29 protein-coding genes are annotated in these 19,408 nt (G+C 61.1%); 6 read left to right on the forward strand and 23 right to left on the reverse strand.

Annotated elements, in window-relative coordinates:
• Window positions 1-5: 5 nt before the first annotated feature.
• The 19 genes from BP846_RS03665 to BP846_RS03755 all read right to left on the reverse strand — a co-directional run bounded on the left by BP846_RS03665 (window position 6) and on the right by BP846_RS03755 (window position 11,612).
• Window positions 6-356 (reverse strand): RNA polymerase Rpb4 family protein, encoded by a 351-nt coding sequence (locus BP846_RS03665; RefSeq protein WP_292392695.1) that lies wholly within the window; start codon window positions 354-356, stop codon window positions 6-8.
• A 21-nt stretch (window positions 357-377) separates the two neighbouring features.
• The gene (locus BP846_RS03670) at window positions 378-671 is read right to left on the reverse strand and encodes a 50S ribosomal protein L21e (protein ID WP_292392696.1); all 294 of its coding nucleotides are present in this window, start codon (window positions 669-671) and stop codon (window positions 378-380) included.
• Between the two features lie 3 nt (window positions 672-674).
• Window positions 675-1,913 carry a tRNA pseudouridine(54/55) synthase Pus10 gene (locus tag BP846_RS03675; RefSeq protein WP_292392697.1) on the reverse strand — a complete coding sequence of 413 codons (1,239 nt, stop codon included), beginning with the start codon at window positions 1,911-1,913 and terminating at the stop codon, window positions 675-677.
• Window positions 1,892-2,482 (reverse strand): tRNA (pseudouridine(54)-N(1))-methyltransferase TrmY, encoded by a 591-nt coding sequence (gene trmY / locus BP846_RS03680; RefSeq protein WP_292392698.1) that lies wholly within the window; start codon window positions 2,480-2,482, stop codon window positions 1,892-1,894. Before trmY ends, BP846_RS03675 begins: the two co-directional genes overlap by 22 nt.
• A complete protein-coding gene (locus BP846_RS03685; protein ID WP_292392699.1) occupies window positions 2,483-3,811 on the reverse strand; it encodes a signal recognition particle protein Srp54 in 1,329 nt (442 codons plus the stop codon).
• Window positions 3,811-4,908, reverse strand: coding sequence for a signal recognition particle-docking protein FtsY (ftsY, locus tag BP846_RS03690; RefSeq protein ID WP_292392700.1), 1,098 nt, complete (start codon window positions 4,906-4,908; stop codon window positions 3,811-3,813). The genes BP846_RS03685 and ftsY overlap by 1 nt, the downstream gene beginning before the upstream one ends.
• Window positions 4,909-4,910: 2 nt before the next feature.
• Complete coding sequence (gene pfdA / locus BP846_RS03695; RefSeq protein WP_394339955.1) at window positions 4,911-5,366, reverse strand: prefoldin subunit alpha; 456 nt, start codon at window positions 5,364-5,366, stop codon at window positions 4,911-4,913.
• A complete protein-coding gene (gene rpl18a / locus BP846_RS03700) occupies window positions 5,359-5,550 on the reverse strand; it encodes a 50S ribosomal protein L18Ae (RefSeq protein WP_292392701.1) in 192 nt (63 codons plus the stop codon). Before rpl18a ends, pfdA begins: the two co-directional genes overlap by 8 nt.
• A 7-nt stretch (window positions 5,551-5,557) precedes the next feature.
• Window positions 5,558-6,220, reverse strand: coding sequence for a translation initiation factor IF-6 (locus tag BP846_RS03705; protein ID WP_292392702.1), 663 nt, complete (start codon window positions 6,218-6,220; stop codon window positions 5,558-5,560).
• A gap of 1 nt (window position 6,221) precedes the next feature.
• The gene (locus BP846_RS03710) at window positions 6,222-6,485 is read right to left on the reverse strand and encodes a 50S ribosomal protein L31e (RefSeq protein ID WP_292392703.1); all 264 of its coding nucleotides are present in this window, start codon (window positions 6,483-6,485) and stop codon (window positions 6,222-6,224) included.
• Window positions 6,486-6,490: 5 nt separating this feature from the next.
• Window positions 6,491-6,643, reverse strand: coding sequence for a 50S ribosomal protein L39e (locus tag BP846_RS03715; protein WP_292392704.1), 153 nt, complete (start codon window positions 6,641-6,643; stop codon window positions 6,491-6,493).
• Window positions 6,644-6,663: 20 nt separating this feature from the next.
• Window positions 6,664-7,254, reverse strand: a complete 591-nt coding sequence (locus BP846_RS03720) for a DUF7411 family protein (protein ID WP_292392705.1) — start codon at window positions 7,252-7,254, stop codon at window positions 6,664-6,666.
• The gene (locus tag BP846_RS03725; RefSeq protein WP_292392706.1) at window positions 7,254-7,595 is read right to left on the reverse strand and encodes a DNA-binding protein; all 342 of its coding nucleotides are present in this window, start codon (window positions 7,593-7,595) and stop codon (window positions 7,254-7,256) included. The genes BP846_RS03720 and BP846_RS03725 overlap by 1 nt, the downstream gene beginning before the upstream one ends.
• Before the next feature lie 19 nt (window positions 7,596-7,614).
• On the reverse strand, window positions 7,615-8,064 hold the full coding sequence (locus BP846_RS03730; protein ID WP_292392707.1) for a 30S ribosomal protein S19e: 450 nt from the start codon (window positions 8,062-8,064) through the stop codon (window positions 7,615-7,617).
• Between the two features lie 51 nt (window positions 8,065-8,115).
• Window positions 8,116-8,376 (reverse strand): YhbY family RNA-binding protein, encoded by a 261-nt coding sequence (locus tag BP846_RS03735; protein ID WP_292392708.1) that lies wholly within the window; start codon window positions 8,374-8,376, stop codon window positions 8,116-8,118.
• Window positions 8,373-8,690, reverse strand: coding sequence for a ribonuclease P protein component 4 (locus BP846_RS03740; protein ID WP_292392709.1), 318 nt, complete (start codon window positions 8,688-8,690; stop codon window positions 8,373-8,375). Before BP846_RS03740 ends, BP846_RS03735 begins: the two co-directional genes overlap by 4 nt.
• Before the next feature lie 75 nt (window positions 8,691-8,765).
• Complete coding sequence (gene purN / locus BP846_RS03745) at window positions 8,766-9,392, reverse strand: phosphoribosylglycinamide formyltransferase (protein ID WP_292392710.1); 627 nt, start codon at window positions 9,390-9,392, stop codon at window positions 8,766-8,768.
• A 22-nt stretch (window positions 9,393-9,414) separates the two neighbouring features.
• Window positions 9,415-10,695, reverse strand: a complete 1,281-nt coding sequence (locus BP846_RS03750) for a hemolysin family protein (protein ID WP_292392711.1) — start codon at window positions 10,693-10,695, stop codon at window positions 9,415-9,417.
• A 92-nt stretch (window positions 10,696-10,787) separates the two neighbouring features.
• Window positions 10,788-11,612: a sugar phosphate isomerase/epimerase family protein gene (locus BP846_RS03755; RefSeq protein WP_292392712.1), complete on the reverse strand. Its 825-nt coding sequence runs from the start codon at window positions 11,610-11,612 to the stop codon at window positions 10,788-10,790.
• 39 nt (window positions 11,613-11,651) lie between these two features.
• Between BP846_RS03755 and xseA the strand changes: the two genes are divergently transcribed.
• Together xseA and xseB are read left to right on the forward strand one after the other, a co-directional pair.
• On the forward strand, window positions 11,652-12,899 hold the full coding sequence (xseA, locus tag BP846_RS03760; RefSeq protein ID WP_292392713.1) for an exodeoxyribonuclease VII large subunit: 1,248 nt from the start codon (window positions 11,652-11,654) through the stop codon (window positions 12,897-12,899).
• Complete coding sequence (gene xseB, locus BP846_RS03765) at window positions 12,883-13,068, forward strand: exodeoxyribonuclease VII small subunit (protein WP_292392714.1); 186 nt, start codon at window positions 12,883-12,885, stop codon at window positions 13,066-13,068. The genes xseA and xseB overlap by 17 nt, the downstream gene beginning before the upstream one ends.
• Here the strand turns inward: xseB and BP846_RS03770 are convergent.
• On the reverse strand, window positions 13,043-14,998 hold the full coding sequence (locus BP846_RS03770) for a PAS domain S-box protein (protein WP_292392715.1): 1,956 nt from the start codon (window positions 14,996-14,998) through the stop codon (window positions 13,043-13,045). The two genes, xseB and BP846_RS03770, sit on opposite strands and share 26 nt — an antisense overlap.
• Before the next feature lie 161 nt (window positions 14,999-15,159).
• On the opposite strand from BP846_RS03770, the gene BP846_RS03775 reads away from it, so the two are divergent.
• Window positions 15,160-15,348 carry a hypothetical protein gene (locus BP846_RS03775; protein ID WP_292392716.1) on the forward strand — a complete coding sequence of 63 codons (189 nt, stop codon included), beginning with the start codon at window positions 15,160-15,162 and terminating at the stop codon, window positions 15,346-15,348.
• Between the two features lie 18 nt (window positions 15,349-15,366).
• Here BP846_RS03775 and BP846_RS03780 read toward each other — a convergent pair whose 3' ends face one another.
• Entirely contained in the window at window positions 15,367-15,801 is a 435-nt protein-coding gene (locus BP846_RS03780) for a DUF371 domain-containing protein (protein ID WP_292392717.1), read from the reverse strand.
• 32 nt (window positions 15,802-15,833) lie between these two features.
• Between BP846_RS03780 and BP846_RS03785 the strand changes: the two genes are divergently transcribed.
• Window positions 15,834-16,427: an HVO_0476 family zinc finger protein gene (locus tag BP846_RS03785; protein ID WP_292392718.1), complete on the forward strand. Its 594-nt coding sequence runs from the start codon at window positions 15,834-15,836 to the stop codon at window positions 16,425-16,427.
• Between the two features lie 265 nt (window positions 16,428-16,692).
• On the opposite strand, the gene BP846_RS03790 is transcribed toward BP846_RS03785, so the two are convergent.
• A complete protein-coding gene (locus BP846_RS03790; RefSeq protein ID WP_292392719.1) occupies window positions 16,693-16,971 on the reverse strand; it encodes a thioredoxin family protein in 279 nt (92 codons plus the stop codon).
• A 44-nt stretch (window positions 16,972-17,015) separates the two neighbouring features.
• Window positions 17,016-17,708 (reverse strand): hypothetical protein, encoded by a 693-nt coding sequence (locus tag BP846_RS03795; RefSeq protein ID WP_292392720.1) that lies wholly within the window; start codon window positions 17,706-17,708, stop codon window positions 17,016-17,018.
• 155 nt (window positions 17,709-17,863) lie between these two features.
• Between BP846_RS03795 and BP846_RS03800 the strand changes: the two genes are divergently transcribed.
• On the forward strand, window positions 17,864-18,334 hold the full coding sequence (locus BP846_RS03800; protein ID WP_292392721.1) for an Hsp20/alpha crystallin family protein: 471 nt from the start codon (window positions 17,864-17,866) through the stop codon (window positions 18,332-18,334).
• A gap of 65 nt (window positions 18,335-18,399) precedes the next feature.
• Entirely contained in the window at window positions 18,400-19,188 is a 789-nt protein-coding gene (locus BP846_RS03805; protein WP_292392724.1) for a CBS domain-containing ParB/RepB/Spo0J family partition protein, read from the forward strand.
• Window positions 19,189-19,408 lie beyond the last annotated feature (220 nt).

Here is a 19,408-nt window from a genome sequence, read left to right on the forward strand (position 1 = left end):
TTCTGTTAGAAGTGGGTCATTACCAGATCGAGGATCTCATCCAGTTCTTCCGCCGTGAGGTTGAACCGTTCTTTGGCGTAGATGGCTCGCAGCTCATCCCTGGTCCGCGGCATCAGGTTCGCGATGCGGTAGGCGATCTCTTCTTTCATCTTCTCGAGCTTCATGAGCTCGCCTACCAGATCGCGGGCTTTCTCGGCTGATGTCTTTGAGAGATGATTGGCATGCTCGATACTCTTACGAAGTTCGTAGGACATCTCTTCTCCGGACTCGAGTCGGACTGCCTCCACGCTGAGAAGTGTATCACGCAGTTCGGGAAGCAGCATCCGCTCTTCGCTGACGATTCGTTTTACTTTCATGCCAATCACTACTGTTGAGGATTATACCTTCTGCGCTTTTAGATGTTGCGGTCTCGCAATCACCTGTTTCATCGTCTCTCCATCCCTGACCTCGAGCACCCATGCGCGTCCGCGCTGTCCGATGACCGTGCCGGTCTTTCCGTGGAATCTCCGGTGGGGCATGCCCTTCTGGACACTCGGCTCGACCACAACGTGTACCCTCTGCCCGATCTCGAAATCTTGAATCACCGAGGTGACCGGGGGGATACCGCGTTTTCGGAGGTCCTTCTTGAACTTATACCGCGTCTTCTTGCGTGGTCCATTGTGATGTGCCATTGATTACTCACCATACTCATTCGCTGTTTTGACCAGCACCACATCGAGGCTGACAACACTTGCGGTGCGCCCCAGGATCTGGGCAAGGCTGGGCTGGGTTCTGCCGCTGTCACCCGATACCAGTTCTTTGATGTAGAGGCCCGCTTCGCCGACGACTTCGACCCAGTATCTGTCGTCCTGTGTGCCCGTACACCCGATATCGAGGACCTGCCGTTCCCGAACTTTATCTGCCCGTCGGTGTGACACCCGGATAGGGGTGCGCTGCCGTATCGTTACACCTTTTAGCTGATCGAGGGCCGCCCTGAACTCATCTGACGCTACAGGGCCGTCGATCTCGACCAGGATCCTGTATTTTTTATGCGCTTTGTCGGACTTAAGGCTTTGCACCATCTTCCGATCCGCCCATCCGGTCAGGTGGACCGCCACTCTGCCGTCGGCGCTCCGGTTGATCTCCTCCTCAAGGGCCACGAGATCGATCGATCGCTTCATCGGCGCCTCGACCTCCATCACGAAGGGGCGACCCGACCCGAGCATCCGGGCATCGATATCTTCCCGACCGGCGCCGTGGAGGACAGCGTTCTCCGCGTCGAAGGCCTCGATCACCGGCCGGCCGATCAGTTCCTCGACGGAGTCCACGTACTGCTTGCCGGTGTAGCCGCACCGCTCGCACCCGGCCCCCCGGCAGGCCCGGCAGTCCCAGTGGGTCTGGGGAATACCCCGCTCGTACTTCATGTACCGGCCGACAAAGAAGACAGGGTTGACCTGCACCTCAACGGTGCCTTCCGCGAGGTCGAGGATCGCGACGACGTCGGGCCTCTTGAGGTCAGCCTCCTTCCCGGAGAGGGCTGAGACGGCCTTACCAACCTCCCGGTTCATCTCTGCCTTCAGCGGTTCGGGGTCACGGAGGGATAGATCGCTCCAGACCATCTCCTCGCTCTCCGCCACGAGCGGCGGCACTTTCGTCCCGACGAGAAACGTATCGAACTCGATCCCGCGCACCGCTTCGACGACCTTCGCGGCCCATATATCGGTGCGGGCGAGTTCGCCGCCGCAGAGCCAGCAGGATTCCGGAGCCGGCTCCTGGTGCGGTTCGTTTGCCACGATCTCCCGCGTGACCCGCAGTGCCCGGCCACGCTCCTCGTTCGTCAGCCCAAACGACCGCTTACCGAAGAAACGCCCGAGACAGTTGTTGCAGGTATCGCCATATCCAAGAATTGCTTCTACCTCTTCGATGATATCCATCCGGATTCCCTCCGGTCCATCTCGTTTAAGAGGACAGTGATAGTATGATCGCCATGCAGCGACCGCGGCCCCACCGAGTAGCGATCGCGTCCCTCGATCAGGGCCTGCTCCTCAGCAGTAAAGTTGTGGTGGTCGGAGAGGAGGCAGGCCTCCGGTAACGCCGGGGCTGTTCTGATATCCTCGCCCTCCTCATCAAGGACAGCAAACGGTATATCAGAAAGCAGCCTTGCGAGCCCGCCGCGGCGGACGTAGACGCCCGGGGTTGACTCCCGAAACTCGTCCCCGCAGGGGATCGAGAGCGCCTTCTTGATCAGGGCGGCGCTGCTCCGCTCATCCGGCGAGAGGTAGCGGAGTTCGTTTCCCCGGAAGAGGACAGTCTTCTCGGGCCCTGGTTCACCGCAGAGGACCAGGTAGCACTCGACGTCGCGCCGGAGGTCGTGAGAGAGGAAGAACGAGGCGTTGACAGAGCGGCAGAGGACGTCCATCCTCCCGGCGCTCCCGGCGAGATCGTTGAGGCTGAAGGTGCCGCTCGTTGCGGCAAGGTGACCCACGATGGCAAACCGCTTCATCTACTGGGTCCTGCCGAACTTCTTCATAACTCGCTGCATGTTGAACTTGCCGCCGCCCATGCCCCGCATGCCCTTTAAGGCGCGTTGCATGATCTTGTAGTACTTGATGAGATCCCTGACATCTTCGGGCGCCACACCGGCACCGCGGGCGATACGCTGGATCCGGGAACTCCCGATCACCGAGGGGTCGTCGAGTTCCGCGGACGTCATCGAGTCCATGATCACCTTGTAGCGTTGCATCTTGGTGCTGGTGATGTCGTAGGCGTCGTCCGGGATCTGCATGCCGCCGAGGGGGAGCATGCTCATGATCTGCTTTAAGGGCCCCATCTTCTTCAACGCCTCGAGCTGCTTGTACATATCCCGGAGCGTGAACCTGCCCTTGAGCATGGCGTTGACGTCGACATCCTCGGCCGAGACGGCTTCCTCCGCCCGCTCGACGAGCGCTTTTAAGTCGCCCATCCCGAGCAGCCGGGATATGAACCCGTCCGGGTCGAACCGTTCGAGATCCTCGACCGTCTCGCCGCTCCCGATGAAGACAATACCGCTCTGTGTCTCCGAGACGGCGGAGAGTGCGCCGCCACCCCGTGCGGTGCCGTCCATCTTGGTGACGAGGACGCCGTCGATCCCGATCGCCTCGTGGAACCGGCGGGCCTGTTCGCTCGCCTGCTGGCCGAGCGCCGCATCGATCACCAGCCAGCGGTGGTCGGCATGTGAGATATCGTTGATGTTGACGATCTCCTCGATCAGGTTCTCTTCGAGAGCGTGCCGCCCCTGGGTATCGATGATGATCACTTCATAGAGCTTCCGGAACCGGGGCAGCCCCTCCCGGACGATCTTGAGTGCGTCCGGTTCTTCCGGGTTACCGAAACAGGGGACGCTGATCCGGTCGCAGAGCGTCTTCAACTGGACGTACGCACCCGGCCGGAAGGTATCGGCGCAGATCACACCGACCCGCAGCCCTTTCCGCTGGAAGTAGCGGGCGAGCTTTGCCGTCGTCGTGGTCTTCCCGCTCCCCTGCAGTCCCGCCATCAGGATCGTCTGGGGCCCAAGCGTCACCGCTCCCGGCGTCCCCATCAGCCGGACGAGCTCCTGGTAGACGATCCGCAGGACATGCTCCCGGACGCCCATACCTTTCGGGGGCTCCTCATCGAGGGCACGCTGCTTTATCGCCTGCGAGAGCTGCATCACGAGTTTGACGTTGACGTCGGCGGAGAGGAGCCCTCGCTGCAGGTCCCGCACCAGTTCGTCGACCGCAGCCCGGTCGATCACCGTCTTGCCGGCGAGTTTCTTGACCGCGTCCTTCAAGGACGCACCAAGGTTATCAAGCATCAGGCATCATCTCCCAGCAGTTCGTCAACCACGATGCGGGGCGAGAACGGCATGATATCGTCGTAACCCTGGCCTGTCCCGAGGAAGAGGATCGGTTTCCCGACGGTATGCGCAACCGATATGGCCGCACCCCCCTTCGGGTCCATATCCGCCTTCGTCAGGACGATCGCGTCGGTGCCGACAGCCCGGTTGAACTCATCGGCCCGGATGACCGCATCGTTCCCCGCCACCGCCTCGTCGACGTAGACGACGAGGTCGGGCTTCATGACCCGCCGGATCTTCTCGAGCTGGTTCATGAGGTTCGCCCGGTTGTGGAACCGGCCGGCCGTATCGGCGAGGACGACGTCGATATCGTGCGCTTTCGCGTACTGGACCGCGTCGAAGAGGACCGCAGAGGGGTCAGCGCCCGCCTGGTGCTGGATCACCTTGATATCGAGACGGTCGGCATGGGTCCGGATCTGCTCGATCGCCCCCGCACGGAAGGTGTCGCCTGCGCCGATCACGACCGTAAATCCGTTCTTCTGGAGATAATGGCCGACCTTTGCGACAGTCGTCGTCTTGCCGGTCCCGTTCACGCCGGTGAAGAGGATCTTCACGGGCCGCTCGTGCTCTCGGATGTAGCCGCAAAGGTCGAAGCCTTCGCCCAGCACGCCGCAGAGCGCTGACCGCAGGGTTGACGCGACCAGGTCGTCGACGGAGGAGCCAATCTTTCTGTGCCGTCCCACAAGGTCCCGGCGCATCCGGGCGATGATCTCGTCCGTGACCGGGAGTGCGACGTCGTTTTCGAGGAGGACCATCTCGAGCTCACACAGGGGCTCTTCGATATCCTTCTCCTGGAGGAGGACCTCCCGTTCCCGGACAAGGACCTTTAACTTGTTGAAAAATGTGGGTTTCTCCCGCACCTCCTCCGGAACAACCTCCCGGGGGGCCGGGGGTTCGGGCGAGGCAAGGCGGGAAGGCCCGGGCTCTGCAGCCCGCACTTCCTCCGGCGATTCTTCGACGACCGGCGGCGCCGGTTCGGCCCCGGCAACCTCCTCGATATTCGAGGCGAATTTAGTCCTGATATTCTGAAGTTTTTTCTTTAAGGAATCAAACATTATCAGATTCCGCCCTGGCCTGCCTGAGCCTGCCGGGCCCCCCGATAGGCCGCCTCAAGACGGCGGGAGATCTCCGTTGCCTGCCCCTGCAACTGCTCGACTGAACCTGCGACTTTCTTCCCCAGCGCCTCAAGTTCAGTTATCCGATCCTCTAGATACTCCACCGCATCCGCACTGGCCCGTTCGACAGAGACGTCAGCCCCGATGTTCACGAGGACATGACCGGCGTCGAGCACCTTCACCCGGAGAAGAGCGCCGCCCCCGACGGGGAGAAGGACGATACCGTCCCCACTCTCCTGGATGGCCCGGATCGATTCGATAGCAGCGGCGGATTCGAGGCGCTGCTGCTCGATCATCCCGAGCTGCTGCGTCAGGAGTTCTATCTGCTGCCCGTACTCGTTTAAGTACATCTGGAGGGTCTGTATCTCGCGAGGATCTGCCCGGTCCACGTCATTCACCAGCTACTACGTTAACCGTCTCGATGGTGATATAACTTCTCTTCAGGCGGTGTTTGCTCCCGATATCCGCGAAAACCCTCTCTCTGGCCTGGTTCTCGTTCGGAGCTCCGATGACCTTCCGGTATGGTTTCCACTCGTTGTTGATCTTGCACGCGCCCACAACTTCAAACGTCTGGTTCTCCATGACTAATTCACTCCAAAAACCCAAAGACTTCTTCAATTCGTCCCAGTTCAAACCCGCTCGTAACGGACCCTGCGATATACCCCTTGCTGTTCGCAAGAAGCCCGGTTCCTATGAGACCGCTTCCCATGTTGACCGAACCAAGGCCGATCGGGAGGTCGAGCACCCGCTCAAGGGCGGCGATCTCCGTATCATTGGCCCGCGGGTGGACGAGAATACCTTTGTTCGTGGCATACCCGGCCATGCCGACGGTCTTGATGCCTCCGAGCGAGAGCCGGATCACCGGCACACCCAGGAACGAACCGATCTCTTCGGCGACATCGATCTCCATATCGGGATGGACGGCAGCAACGTAGTCATTGGCGAGAATAACGTTGCCCGCCGCGTTCATGGAACCCTCGAGCAGGAGGACATCACGGTACTCCCTGAGGGCCGCCAGCTCGTCGTCTGCAGCGAGACCGCTGACGACCAGGCCCTGGCTGTTTCCCGCAACAAGCGAGCCGATGATGCTACTCCCCTGTATAAAGGTGGTCACGATATCGACATCGAGTTCTCGTGTGAGAGCCTCGATGAACTCCTCGGGAGCCCCGGGGTATACGACCGCTATATCCTCAAATACACGGGCATAGACACCGATGTTCGGATCGCCGGTGAGATCGATCGTCCCTGTCATTTCACTCCTCAGCGAGCTCGGCCTGGACCTGCCCGTCCTCGAACTTCATCGCGCGGACGCGAATCTTTCGCGGGGGCTTTCCGCTACCGTTCTCCCAGACCTTCTCATTGATGCTCTTATCCAGTTTGACATCCTCGCTCTTCATGTGCCGCCCGAGGAACGCCCGGATGTCTTTGATGGCGGTGTTGCCCCTCTTCCACCGGGGTGAACGCTTCACCTCACGGAGAGGAATGATATAGATATGCTCCTTTAATGCCTCTGCCATAATCCTTACACCTTTAAGGTACTCCGTCTCCAGTTACGCCGCTTCGGATGCGACGAGACTGCACGGTTGGTCCTGATCATCACCCATGCCGGCACGCGGCGGTTCTGCTCGCATGCCTTTGCCAGCCGGATCTTCCGGCCCTTCATTAACTTACTCATAGTTCTCACTCTCGCGTTCTTCAGGTCTCCCTCCTGCCGACCACCAGCGACTGCTGGTGGCCGGAGGGGAAGAACGACGCCGGATCGATACCGCGGGCGCGGATAGCCCGGCGGATCTCCTCTTCATAGTCACCGTTCCCGATGACGCCCGTCTCCCCGTACCGCACTACAAGCAGCCGTCCGGCGAGGCGTTCCACCTCCGATTTTCCATAGCCGAGGAGCGGCCGGACATAGGAGCAGCCGGAGGTCATCTCCAGGTGTTGCACCGCGGACCGCTCGATTCGGGGAACCCGATCTTCCCGGCGGGTGCCGTCGCCGACTACCGCATACTCACGGGAGAGGGTCTCGATCGCCGTCTGATGGACCAGGGTGATTGCATCGTTTGGGTAGCCGCACGAAAGAAGCAGATCGACAGCCTCATCGAGCAGACCTTTCCCAAGCACCCTTCTGCGGAAAGGGAGGTTCAGAGCAGCTGCTGCAGCTCGAACCGCCGGAACCTCGCGGTCTGGATCGAATACACAGGTATTCAATTCCACGCCGTAGTCGCGCGCAAGCAGTATCGCCGCCAGCGCGCTATCTTTCCCTCCCGAGAAGAGCACACCTGCTTCCATTACTTCCGCGTAATCCTGAATTCTTTCTTTGACGGCGTCAACTGCGTAAGCAGACCTTTTAACTGATCATCAGTGATCCGCTGCCGGACCCTGCCGCTCTGGGCCAGCATCACCAGTTGCTGCTCGACCGCTTTCGCAAAATCCGGCCGGGTCAACTTGATGGTATTGAGCCTCTCCCTCGCTTCAGGTTCGAGGATCTCCATGAGCGCGACGCGAACCTGCGAGTCGATCTGCCGCTGGCGTTCCGCCTCATCTTCCATCGCCTGCTGATTCATCGCCTGCCGTTGCAACTGCTGTTCCATCTTCCGGCGGCGAAGTTCCGCGAGTTCGTCATCTACCATCAGTCATACCTCCATCAGATCAGTACTTCGTAAGTCCCGGCACAATCCCGGTAGCCTGAGCCTTCAGACCGTTTGCAACGTTGTCGAGGAAAGACCTGCCGGCCGCGGTGACCGTGCGCCCTCCGCTCGTGTGGGAGACGTACCCGGCCGCTTCGAGCTGCTGGAAGATTTTCCGGATGATCGAACCGCTTCCCCGCCTGAACTGGGAGGGAGCCGGGCCCCGGTTACGCTTGCCGCCGTAGATAGAGCGCATTCTCTGGATCCCGACCGGACCGTCGGTGTAGACACGCCGGAAGACCGACGCCGCACGCACATACCACCAGTCGCTATTCTCGGGAGGCATCTCTTTGTGTACCCCCGTCTTTGCAAAAGCAGCCCAGTCAGGGGGCTGGATCTGCGGGTTTTTCTTGAGTTCTTCTGCTACCTGCCGGATAAACATATCGGCAGGAATGTCGTATACAGTCGTCATAGATGAACCTCACTATCGCTAACAGTCTTTACATATTCGTCCAGTGACGTTTTATATATTTCGAGAATCACGGCCGGTCGATCGGCTCCGCCGCTCCGTGAGGACGAACGTCCTCCCCCGGACCTCAAGGAGAACCGCACCGGCCGATGACGCTATCTCCTCGGGATCGACTTCGGTGTTCCGGAGCCACCTGACCTTTATGACCTTGCGGTCTTTGAGCTGGCGCCGGATCTCATCGATCATGACACTTGTGATGCCTCGCTTCCCTACCCAGATGGTAGGCTTGAGGTCCTGAAACGACTCTTTACTCATGGTTGAGGCCTCCCGACCGGATACCGTGACCGGTGCCCACAGGCAAGACAGGTGATGATCACGCGCCCCCGCTGGATCCTGACCCGGGCGTTCGACCCCGGGACCAGATAGACGCTGCACCGGCGGCAGAACCGGCGTTTCAGCGGCCGTTCCATCCGTATCCGGTGACGCATACCGATCCTTCGCGCCAGTTCCACGCAACGGTTACTCCATTCAGGGTTTGCCGGGTAGAACTCTGCAGCACGCGCAAAAAGGATAGAGATCCTCTCGCGGGCGAGCCTTCGGGAGCCTGATTTTCGTGTAGTATCTGCCATGATCCGATCCGTTTCACCGATTGGTGGGTTTTGAGGTTGGAGGCGGGAGAATATATAAGGATTTGATGCCCGACGTCAGCGGACCCGCACCCGCCGGCCGGCGACCTCCAGACGGTCCTCGCAGAAGAGTTTCACGGCGAGCGGCAGGGCTTTGTGCTCCTCGGTGAGGATCCGGTCGGCGAGCGCCGATTCGTCGTCGTCCGGGAGAACCGGCACGCACCGCTGGACGACGATAGGGCCGGTATCCATCCCCTCATCCACGAGGTGGACGGTGCAGCCTGAGACCTTCACGCCGCACTCGACCGCCTGCCTTTGCGCGTGCAGGCCGGTAAATGACGGAAGCAGGGCGGGGTGGATGTTCATCATCCGGCCCGAGAACTCATGCACGATCGCGTGCCCGAGGATCCGCATGTAGCCGGCGAGGACGAAGAGGTCCGCGCGGCAGCCCCGCATCGCCGCAAGCAGCGCTTCCTCATAGGCAGCCTTCGAGGGGAACCGCGCATACTCGACGACCGTCACCGGGATACCGGCGACCCGGGCCCGCTCTATCGCGTACGCCTGCGGGTTGTCGGTGACGAGGCCGACGCAGATCGCCGGGATCTCCCCGGCCGCGATGGCATCGATCACCGCCTGAAAGTTCGATCCTCTGCCTGAGGCAAGCATTGCTATCCGTTTCCTGCAAACTGGTCTCTCTGGATCCATACGTACCGTTCTCCTGACTCCGTTACCGGGCCTCCCCCGACCCGGTTTGAGGGGCGACGATCAGTTTCACCTTGACAATCCGCCGGCCCCGCATCTGCATCACCACCAGCATGATGCCGCTCTCCTCAATCTTGACCACCTCGCCGCGGCGGGGGATGTGCCCCAGCCGGTCGATAACGAGGCCGCCGATGCTCTCATATGAATCCATCAGCGGGAGGTTGAGATCCAGATCCTCGTTGAGGTGCTCCACCCACGCCCGTGCGTCGACCAGGAAGACACCCTCATCGATCCGTTGCACCTCAGGCTCCTCCTCATCGAACTCGTCCATGATCTCGCCGACCAGTTCTTCGAGCATATCTTCGACCGTCACGATTCCGGCAAACGACCCGTACTCGTCGAGGACGACCGCCATATGCTGCTTCTTCACTTGGAGTTCCTTGAGGAGCTCGTCGATCTTCTTGCTCTCGGGGACGAAGTAGGGCTCGTACATCATATCCCTGATCATCGCGCTCATCTGCTGGCGGAAGACCGCCGCAAAGATGTCCTTGATGTTTAAGAGCCCGATGACGTTGTCGATCTGCTCGTGGTAAACAGGGATCCGGGAGAAACCAGTATCGTTGAAGATGGAGAGAGCATTCTCGAGCGTGCTGGTATCCTCGATCATAACGACATCTATCCGGGGCGTCATCACCTCGCGGACCGTCGTATCGCCGAAACGCAGCACGGAGTAGAGCATATCCCGCTCCTGCTCCTCGATGGTCCCCTCCTCCTCCCCGACATCGATCCACTCCTTGATCTCATCTTCTGTGACGACCGGCTCGGCCACGCCGGGCCTGAAAGCGAACTGCTGCCTGATATGGTCTGAGACCCAGAGCACAGGGTAGATCGCCTTCGAGAGGTAGAGGATGGGCAGGGCGACACGGAGCGCGAGGTCTTCGGTGTTCCGGGAGGCGTACATCTTCGGCCCGATCTCGCCGAACACCAGCATAAGGATGACCGTGAAAAAGGTCGCTATCCCGATACCGACGTCGCCGTAGATACCGATGGCGATCGCGGTCGCGAGCGATGCTGCGGCAACGTTTGCAATGTTGTTCCCGATGAGGATGGTGATCAGGATTGTGTCGGTCGACCGCTTCAGCGTATCGAGCGCTTCTGCTCCTTTCCGACCCTGGTTCAAGAGTGCGCGGACTTTCGCCCGGGTTATCGATATAAGGGCGACCTCCGAACTTGAGAAGAAGCCCGAGAGAAGCAGACAGATAAGAAATAATACGATCTCTATGGTTACAAGGTCTACGATTACCATTTACTCCACGCCGCATCCAGCGGCCGCATCTGATATCGGATTAATTGTTGGATATGAATTATGTTGCAGGCAGGAGTTATAAACCCAGCGCTTCAGGGGAATATCATCTCTAGCGCCTCCAATTCCCGTACCAGGAGCACAACCTTCTCTTCGGATGAGAGCGCCTCCGGAAAGACCATATCCTCGAGTTCCAGGGTGAGGTAGCCGTCATAGCCCCGGTCGGCAAGTTCGGCAAGTACCCGCGTCGCGGACGGGTCGTTATGGATGGGGTGGTGGGGCCGCCCGTTCCCGCCGAGCGCACTGACGTGGACGTTTGCCATCCGCTCTATGCAGAGGTCGATGAACCGGAGCACCTCGTCACAGGATGTTATCATGGCGTGTCCCATATCCAGCGTGAACCAGAGCCAGGGTTCCCGTTCGAGCACTTCGGCCGCATCCTCCGCCGTATAGAGCAGGGCGTTGACCCGGGGTTCGAGGTTCTCGATCGCCACCTTCACCTGCACCTTCTCTGCGACCTCCCGGATCCGGTTGATGTAATCTTCAAACCGCCGGAAGTCGTAGGCGCTCGGGTGCCGTTTCGCCGTCCTTCTCCCGGGATGGACGGTGACCACAGCGGCGCCCATCCGGTCCGCCATCTGAATCGCTTCGACGGTGTAGTCGACCGACAACTCGGCGACCTTCGGGTTGATGGAGCAGGGGTTTAAGTCCAGTGTCGGGGCGTGGACGGTGATCGGGGAGAGTTCCGGGTGGTCGGCAATACATCCGGCGAGTTCATCCTCCGGGCGGCCGCGAAGCCAGAAGTGCGGCGTCTCGACCCAGAACTCGAGGCCGTCGAGGCCGGACTCGGCAACGTAGTCGAAGATCTGATCGCACGGGTACTCGTGGAAGAACATAGTCGAGACAGCGAAACGACCCATAATACTACTTGATATAAACCATTGGTCTAATAGATTGTGATGATGTTCTGCGGTCCTTCCGCCGGTCCGGACCGGTTCGGCACCCCGATCCTCAGGGTTTCGGAGGTCTCCGGACTCATCTGCGATCTCCTCGACGATGCCCGCCTGCACGAGATCTGGGTGCGGGGGGAGGTGACCAACTACAAGGACCACACCTCCGGTCACCGCTACTTCTCGCTCGGCGAGCGCAACGGGAGGAGTTCTGCTCTGATCAACTGCGTCATGTGGCGCACCTACGCGTCAGGGCTCGGTTTTACGCCCAAAGACGGCATGGATATCCTTGCCCGGGGGTCTGTGGAGGTCTACGAGCCTCACGGCAGGTACCAGTTGATTGTCCGGGAGATGCACCCGGCGGGCCTCGGCGAGCGCCATCTCATGGTCGAGCGCTGGAAACAGGAACTCGACGCCGAGGGGCTCTTCGCCCCTGAGCGGAGACGGCCTCTGCCTGCTTTTCCACACCGGATCGGTGTGGTCACCTCCTCGACCGGCGCAGCAATGCAGGATATCCTCTCGGTCATATCCCGGCGGTACCCGGCCGAGGTGGTCCTCTCCCCGACGGTCGTCCAGGGCGAGGGGGCGCACACGGAGATCGCGGAGGCGATCCGGCGGATCGACAGGCTCGTGGATGTGATCATCGTCGGGCGCGGCGGAGGGAGTTTCGAGGACCTCTTCCCCTTCAACCACCCGGACGTCGTCCGGGCGGTCGCTCGCTGCCAGACACCGGTGATCAGCGCCGTCGGTCACGAGGTGGACACCGCCCTCTGCGACTTCGCCGCGGACCTCCGGGCCCCGACGCCGTCGGCGGCGGCGGAACGGGCCGTGCCCGACCGTGTGGAGGTGCTCCGGGAACTCTCCGGGCACCGCGAGAGGATGGGAGCGCTCCTCCTCCACCGGCTTGCCGCAGCGGGAAGCGAGGTCGAGGACCTGCGGGCGCGCATGCACCCCCGGCGGCTCGAACGCCGGGTCCACGAGCGGATGCAGCGCCTCGCCGAGCACGAGGACCTGCTCCGGCGCTCGGCTCTCGCCCGGGTGCAGCGGAAACGCTCGGCGCTCGCGGAGGTCCGGGCGGGCCTCGCGGGGAAGAACCCGCTCGCCATCCTGGACCGGGGCTACTGTATCGTCGAGTCGGGCGGAGAGATCGCGAGAAGCGCCGGAGACCTCCGGCCCGGCGACCGGGTGGTGCTGCGGATGAAGGACGGCCGGTGCAGGGCCGTCATTGAGGAGATTACATATGACGAAGACCTTTGAAGAGATGCTGGAAGAACTTCGGGGGATTGTTCGGAGACTAGAAGACGGGGATACAAGCCTTGAGGAGAGCATCGCCATCTACGAGCGCGGTGCGCTCCTCGTAAAGCAGTGCGAAGACCTCCTCACCACAGCCGAGATGAAACTCACGGAACTCGGTCGGGACCAATGAACCGGTAGAATCCCGGCGGGACGCTGATCTCGAACCGCACACCCTTCCCGGGCTCGCCGGTCTCCCGCAGGGAAAGATCGGTGATCGAGAGGATCTCCCGGGCAAGGAAGAGCCCGAACCTGGTCTGCCGCCCGAATCCCCGCTCGAATATATTCTCTTTTTCAGCATGGGGAATGCCGATGCCGTCGTCCTCGTAGATGACGTTGATCCCCCGGTCCGACTCTTCGGGATAGATCCGTATCCGGGTGATGCCTCCACCATGCTGGAGCGAGTTGTCGATGAGGTTTGTGAAGACCCGGACGATGAGGGGGTCGGCATACACCTCGATATCACCGGCCTGCACCTCGACGGTAACCTCTCCCATATCGAGCCCCACCATCGCCTCGTGGGCGATCTGCGATACATTCTGCCAGAGAGGGGAGGCCATCCCGACATCCCGGTACTCCCCGGTGAAGGCCATGTAGCGCCGGATGTCCCGGACGGCTTCTTCCTCCTTCTGGTAATACTGCAGTAGTTCCGGGTCGCCCGTCCGCTCACGGGAGAGGTCGAGGTACCCCGAGAGCACGTTGAGCCGGTTTAAGATGTCGTGCCGGGTCACGTCCGAGAGCAGGTTGAGTTTCCGGTTCGCGAGGAGAAGCGCCTCCTCCGCCATCCGCGCATCGGTGATGTCCCGGCCCACCGACTGGTACTTGGCGACGGAGCCCTCTCGGTCGAAGAACACAGTATTGGTCCACTGCTGCCACCGGACCCTGCCGTCCGGCATGACCACCCGGTGCTCGACCGTCGATACGGGGTGTTCGGGAGTGAGGGAGCAAAGGCTCCGCTGGATCCGGGCCAGGTCGTCGGCAGGAACCGCGGGAGTATACCGCCGCCCGAGGAGGTCCCCGCACGGTATACCGATGTACCGGCAATAGGCGTCGTTCACAAAAGTGATGGTGCCGTCGGGGAGCCAGCGGTAGATAAGTTCGGTCTGGCTCTCCACGACCGTCCGGCACTGCTCCTCGCTCTTCCGGAGGGCCTCTTCAGCCCTCCGGCGATCCGATATGTCCTGGAGATAGACAGAGATGCCGTCACGGGTAGGGATGGCGCGCACCTCAACGGTGTGGTCTCGCTCCGGAAGGCGAAACCTGCATTCGCTCACACCGGCCCGGCCGGTCTCCAGGACCTCCCGAAAGAACCCGATAACCGCCTCGTCCCGGAGGTTCGGGAAGACGTCGTATATGCTCTTCCCGAGGACCTCCTCCTCAGGGCTACCCGAGAGGTGGGCAGCCGCCACGTTCCAGAAGATGATACGGCTGTTTCGGTCGAGCGCAAGGAAGGCGTCGCTGATGTTTTCAGTCAGTTCCCGGTAGCGCTCTTCGCTCTCCCGGAGGGCTTCTTCAACCTTCTTCTGTCCGGATATATCGTAGATGGCCCAGAGGCACTCGACCACCCGGCCACCGGGGTCGCGCGAGACCGAGACCGCCACGGTGGCCGGGAACGTGCTGCCGTCGTGCCTCGCGAGAGAGAACTCCTGCACCGGAACCTCTTCGCCTCGCGTGAGCGCCGCAACCGCCGACTGGAAGGCGGGGAGAGATCCGGGGTGGAGGTGCTCATGGAGGGGGACCCCCTGCAGGCAGGCGGGGGCGAGGCCGAGCAGGGCACCCGCCGCCCGGTTCGCCTCCAGGATGACCCCGTCCGACCCGGTGCAGATGTATCCGGCCGGGAGGTGGGCAAGTCGGTTCCGGCATCGCCGGAACCCGGCGTCGATGCTCTGGATGTCGGCGATCAGTGTCTCCGCCTGGCTGTGGAGGTCGTCGAGAAGGGGCTTGAGGAGAAGCGGGTCTCCTGCAGGGATCACACCTTCCCCGGCTCTGAGCGGGCGGAGATGGCGGTCGAGTGCCTCCAGCAGTTCAAGGAGGTCATCGAGCGCCGGGCTAAACTGTTGCATACCTCAGCTGCCTCCCGCACCTTGAGTGCATAAACCTATCCCCGGTGTCACCCCCGGGTCACAAGACCGGCCGAAGGGGTGTTTCTCATGCGTTCGGAGGGAGCCGTGACCGTGAAGGTCCCCCCAGTTCGAATATACTCTCAAACGGCGCACAGGGTATCATGGTAGACGAGAAAGCAGGGGCGATAATAACTGTCTTCGTCGTAGGCGTCGTTACGGCCCTGGATCTCCTCGGGGCGATCTCCTCGGGGCTGGCCCTGAGTATCGGGCTCTTCGCGGTCGTCCTGCTCCTTGCAATCGGCTTGCTGGTGCTCGGAGAGATCCGGGACGGGATGCGAACCGTCCGGTGAGTGTCGCCCGGGCGCCGGTCAGGAACCCTCCGGGATCTCCGCCTCGAGTTCGACCACCAGTTCCTCCCCCCGCCGGAGCGCCTCGATAAACTCCCGGGGGAGGCCGGCCGCGACGCGATCGGCATGGATGCCCACGGTCCGGTCCGAGACGAAGTCGCTTCGCCGCCAGACGAGATCCGCAGGATGGTCCAGGGTAAGCGCCGCACTTCCTCGCGATCTGACTTCGACGGTCTGGCCGCCGGCGATGAGCCGGGTCGTGAGCACCGCACGGTCGTCGCAGAGCACAGCTTTCAGGCCGGGGTCGAGGTCTGCGGCACCTTTGTCGGCAGCGACGCCGATGATGCAGTCACCGGATAGCGTCAGCGTCTCGTCCCTTGTTACCTCAAATGTCGTCGGATGGATTCCCTGGATCAGCGGGTGCCCTCGCGCCCGCACGATATCCCTCGCCTTCATACTTAATTAGGAAGGGACTCCATTGCTAATGAATGATTAGTATCGTCTGCCCCATCTGTAAGGAGGAGTGTGAGCACCAGATTCTCCGGGAAGCCGCCGAACTGGTGGTACAGTGTAGCGAGTGCGGCCAGATCCACCGGACACCAAAGCCCCCCGAACCCTGTATTCTCACCATCAGGGCGATCGTGAGCCATGAGACGGAGTCACAGGTCTGCACCGTGGAGATGCTCGCCGATGAGGTCGTGAGCCTCGGGGACCAGATCGCCGCGGAGTGTGGAGACGAGGTCTTCGGGGTCGAGGTCACCGGCATCGAGGTCGGAGCGAAACGAGTCCGCCGGGCGGAGGCCGAGGCGGTGACGACCCTCTGGACCCGGGGTATCGAACAGGTCGTGGTGAGGGCATCCATCCATACCGGGCGCACGACCCTTCCGCTCTACCAGGCTGCGGAGGGAGAAGATGAGTTCGTCGTCGGGGAGGCCTACACCTTCGGCGGGCGGCGGATCCGGATATCACACATCAAACTCCGTGACGGCCCGGTCATACGGAAAGAAGGCTGGAAGACCGTAGCCCGCCGGGTAAAGAGGATTTACGGCTACCTCGATGGGCGTTACCAGAGGAGGCCGTGATCCCCGCCAACCCGGGGCAGCGGGATATGGGATATTCGCAAGCCTTCGGGTGCGCATGCTTCCCCCCACTGGCCGTTGCAAGCCACACACCCCGGCACCCGTACACTCCACAACCAGCAGAAGGCCTCTCTCGGGGAACGGGACTTCGCCCTGCACGTTCGCGGGCGAGGTCGATAACCAGCAGATCCACTCCACCTTCAGGGTAACTCCGGACACAAGATAGAAAAAATCGCTGCACCGGGCCTTCCCGGCACCGCCCCGACCTTTACCCGGGCAGGGGTCGAGGCAGGTGCCGGCGAATCGCAGCTTCGAGGTCTTCGCGGTGGGCGAGACCTTCCATCCGCTCCCTGACCTCGTCGCCCTCGATGACGAGGGTTGTAGGGGTCACCCGGAGGCTATACTCTTTGATATACTGCGGGTTCTTAACGGCATCGATCTCCTCGATCTCGATCCCGAGGTCCTTCTCCACCTCGCGAAGGATGGGGGCCTGCTCATCGCACCCCATGCACCCTTCCTGGTAGAAGTTCATCACTTTTACCGCCATATATGGCAGAAAGCGGGAAAACTATAAAAAACAGTGGGGTGCCGTCACCCCGTTATGCTGTTGAGCGTGACCTCGGCGCTGCCGTAGCGGTACGTGATGACCAGGGAGTCGGGATTCTTGGCTATAACCTTCCCTATGCGCAGTGCCGGGGTCTCATTGGTCTCATTACCCATGGGGATATCCGGTGATGTCGTCAGCCCGAGCATGACCGTGTCGCCCACCGCCCTCTCGCTGAAGTTGAGGCCGATGCCGTCGGCGTCTTCCTGGCTCAGGTTCGCCTCGAGGTCGTTTGCCCCGTAGGAGAACCCGACGACCTTCATCTCTCCGGGGCGCATCCCGATGAGTCCCTGAGAGATGGCGTTGGTCTCAAAGCCGAGGAGGCCGACGGCCGAGAATCCGGGAGGATATTCGACCGGTATGACGGCGACGTTCTCGCCCGAGACCTGGCTCCCGACGGGGATCGTCAGACCTCTCGTCAGGAGGACGAGGTTCCCCTTCTGGGATTCGCTCGACACGAGGTTCTGGTCGGTCGTGGCGAGAGGGCGCCCGTCCTCGCCACGGATGGTGTAGCCGATCTGTGCCGTATTCCCTACCTGAGCCTTCTGGCCGCTCCCAAACATCGGGGCCAGGTAGGATCCCACCATGGCCACCGCAACCAGCAGGGCGACTCCCACGTAGGCCCATTTCATCCATGCCTTATCGTCGTTCTTCGAGGTTTTCTGCTGAGTCTGTTTCATTGTTGTACAATCGTCTTTCGTTAAAATAAAATAGTATTGTTCTGTGCGGGAGAAGGTGCTAGATTGGATACAATTATATAATTGAAACACTACCTTAAAGTTAGCCAGGGCGACCCGGTCGCCCCGGGGCCATTCCAGAAACAGGAGTGATTACGATGGCAAGGATTGAACGAGGGCCGTATCGCACGATATGGCAGGACTTTGACGACCTTATGGCCGAGATGGAGAGCAGGTTCCAGTCCATGCTCGGAGGAATCGGCGCACGAGGAGAAGAGATCAGGGGCCGGGTCGTCCCGGCAGTCCGCGATTTCCGTGTAGATGTCCGGGACCACGAGGACGAGGTGATCGTCGTTGCCGACCTCCCCGGCGTTGAGAAAGAGAACGTCGCAGTCCGGCTCATCGACCCCCAGCACCTGGAGATCGTAAGCAGGCGGACGGACGAGACCGCGGAGGAGACCAGGGATTTCTTCATGCGGGAACGTGTCTACGGCCAGATGAGCCGCACGGTGCTGCTCCCCGCCGAGGTGACCGAGGAGAGTTCGGCGGCAACGTTTAAGAACGGTGTTCTCGAGGTCAGGCTGAAGAAAGCGCCGACCGAGACCGGGACCGCAATCCCCATTGAATAACCTTTTTTATGTCTTTACCAATCCTGACCGAACAATTCATGTCGAGCCAGTGTGACACTATCATAATGGACAAAAAGAGGGTCAAGGACTACATGACCTACGACGTCGTCACCGTCAACGCCCATGGGACGGTCCGCGACGTCATCGAAACCATAAAAAAGACACACCACGACGGATTTCCTGTTGTGGAGAACTCAAAGGAAGTAGTAGGTTACATATCGGCACGGGACCTCCTCTTCGCCCACCCGGCAACACCAATAGAGCAGGTGATGTCACGCCACCTCATCGTTGCCGACCCGGATATGAGCGTGAACGATGCAGCCCGTGTCATCTTCCGTTCCGGCATCCAGAAACTCCCGGTCGTCGATGAGAAGAACGAACTCATCGGGATCATATCGAACGCCGATGTCATCAGGTCCCAGATCGAGCACGTCTCACCGGAGAAGGTCTTCAAGTTCATCGAGACCTTGAAGAAACTCTACGGGGTCGAGCCGACGCTGAGGCGGGGCTCGGTCCCGATAAACGACCTCCTGCCCACCCAGTCAAAGATATACGAGGACGAACTGGAAGGGCGGATGTACGAGATCAAGAAGGGGCTCGCCGAACCCCTGATCGTGGTCAGGCGGCCAGGCCGCTGGATCCTGGTCGACGGGCACCACCGGGCGATCGCGGCTAAAAGGCTCGGGATCACGAACCTCGACGCCTATATCATCGAGGTCCGGGAGAATATCGAGTTAGGTATGGAGCGGACCGCCCGGACGCTCAACCTCACCACGCTCGACGACATCAAGGTGCTCGATTACGCCCGCCATCCCCTCGTCGCGCTGACGCACCGGCTTGTGCGGCACGGCTAGTGCAACGGTTCCCAATTACCGGCACTCTCCCCGGAGGAGTGTATTGATCTTTTTTCACGCTATCCGGGGGGTTGCCTCCCGGGAGACGGCTTGTCCCCGGTATCCCCACGTACTGCCCCACCCCCAGGGCGATAGCCACCCCGGTCCAGTGCACGGGGAGATCCCGGGGAAGAACCGGATTCGGGCCCACTCACCCCTTCTCCCGGGAAACCGGCGTCAG

The organism is Methanoculleus sp. UBA303 (assembly GCA_002501655.1).
Taxonomy (GTDB): Archaea; Halobacteriota; Methanomicrobia; order Methanomicrobiales; family Methanoculleaceae; genus Methanoculleus.

Coding starts and splice junctions, on each gene's coding strand:
- BP846_RS03800 (WP_292392721.1), top strand. CDS start 17,864: ATGGCAAGGATTGAACGAGGGCCGTATCGCACGATATGGCAGGACTTT.
- xseA (WP_292392713.1), top strand. CDS start 11,652: ATGATGTTCTGCGGTCCTTCCGCCGGTCCGGACCGGTTCGGCACCCCG.
- BP846_RS03710 (WP_292392703.1), bottom strand. CDS start 6,485: ATGGCAGAGGCATTAAAGGAGCATATCTATATCATTCCTCTCCGTGAG.
- BP846_RS03670 (WP_292392696.1), bottom strand. CDS start 671: ATGGCACATCACAATGGACCACGCAAGAAGACGCGGTATAAGTTCAAG.
- BP846_RS03685 (WP_292392699.1), bottom strand. CDS start 3,811: ATGCTTGATAACCTTGGTGCGTCCTTGAAGGACGCGGTCAAGAAACTC.
- BP846_RS03730 (WP_292392707.1), bottom strand. CDS start 8,064: ATGACGACTGTATACGACATTCCTGCCGATATGTTTATCCGGCAGGTA.
- BP846_RS03715 (WP_292392704.1), bottom strand. CDS start 6,643: ATGAGTAAGTTAATGAAGGGCCGGAAGATCCGGCTGGCAAAGGCATGC.
- BP846_RS03750 (WP_292392711.1), bottom strand. CDS start 10,695: ATGGTAATCGTAGACCTTGTAACCATAGAGATCGTATTATTTCTTATC.
- BP846_RS03705 (WP_292392702.1), bottom strand. CDS start 6,220: ATGACAGGGACGATCGATCTCACCGGCGATCCGAACATCGGTGTCTAT.
- BP846_RS03735 (WP_292392708.1), bottom strand. CDS start 8,376: ATGAGTAAAGAGTCGTTTCAGGACCTCAAGCCTACCATCTGGGTAGGG.
- xseB (WP_292392714.1), top strand. CDS start 12,883: ATGACGAAGACCTTTGAAGAGATGCTGGAAGAACTTCGGGGGATTGTT.
- BP846_RS03675 (WP_292392697.1), bottom strand. CDS start 1,913: ATGGATATCATCGAAGAGGTAGAAGCAATTCTTGGATATGGCGATACC.
- purN (WP_292392710.1), bottom strand. CDS start 9,392: ATGGATCCAGAGAGACCAGTTTGCAGGAAACGGATAGCAATGCTTGCC.
- ftsY (WP_292392700.1), bottom strand. CDS start 4,908: ATGTTTGATTCCTTAAAGAAAAAACTTCAGAATATCAGGACTAAATTC.
- BP846_RS03795 (WP_292392720.1), bottom strand. CDS start 17,708: ATGAAACAGACTCAGCAGAAAACCTCGAAGAACGACGATAAGGCATGG.
- BP846_RS03725 (WP_292392706.1), bottom strand. CDS start 7,595: ATGGTAGATGACGAACTCGCGGAACTTCGCCGCCGGAAGATGGAACAG.
- rpl18a (WP_292392701.1), bottom strand. CDS start 5,550: ATGGAGAACCAGACGTTTGAAGTTGTGGGCGCGTGCAAGATCAACAAC.
- BP846_RS03805 (WP_292392724.1), top strand. CDS start 18,400: ATGGACAAAAAGAGGGTCAAGGACTACATGACCTACGACGTCGTCACC.
- BP846_RS03755 (WP_292392712.1), bottom strand. CDS start 11,612: ATGGGTCGTTTCGCTGTCTCGACTATGTTCTTCCACGAGTACCCGTGC.
- BP846_RS03785 (WP_292392718.1), top strand. CDS start 15,834: ATGATTAGTATCGTCTGCCCCATCTGTAAGGAGGAGTGTGAGCACCAG.
- BP846_RS03775 (WP_292392716.1), top strand. CDS start 15,160: ATGGTAGACGAGAAAGCAGGGGCGATAATAACTGTCTTCGTCGTAGGC.
- trmY (WP_292392698.1), bottom strand. CDS start 2,482: ATGAAGCGGTTTGCCATCGTGGGTCACCTTGCCGCAACGAGCGGCACC.
- BP846_RS03665 (WP_292392695.1), bottom strand. CDS start 356: ATGAAAGTAAAACGAATCGTCAGCGAAGAGCGGATGCTGCTTCCCGAA.
- BP846_RS03770 (WP_292392715.1), bottom strand. CDS start 14,998: ATGCAACAGTTTAGCCCGGCGCTCGATGACCTCCTTGAACTGCTGGAG.
- BP846_RS03780 (WP_292392717.1), bottom strand. CDS start 15,801: ATGAAGGCGAGGGATATCGTGCGGGCGCGAGGGCACCCGCTGATCCAG.
- BP846_RS03790 (WP_292392719.1), bottom strand. CDS start 16,971: ATGGCGGTAAAAGTGATGAACTTCTACCAGGAAGGGTGCATGGGGTGC.
- BP846_RS03720 (WP_292392705.1), bottom strand. CDS start 7,254: ATGGAAGCAGGTGTGCTCTTCTCGGGAGGGAAAGATAGCGCGCTGGCG.
- BP846_RS03740 (WP_292392709.1), bottom strand. CDS start 8,690: ATGGCAGATACTACACGAAAATCAGGCTCCCGAAGGCTCGCCCGCGAG.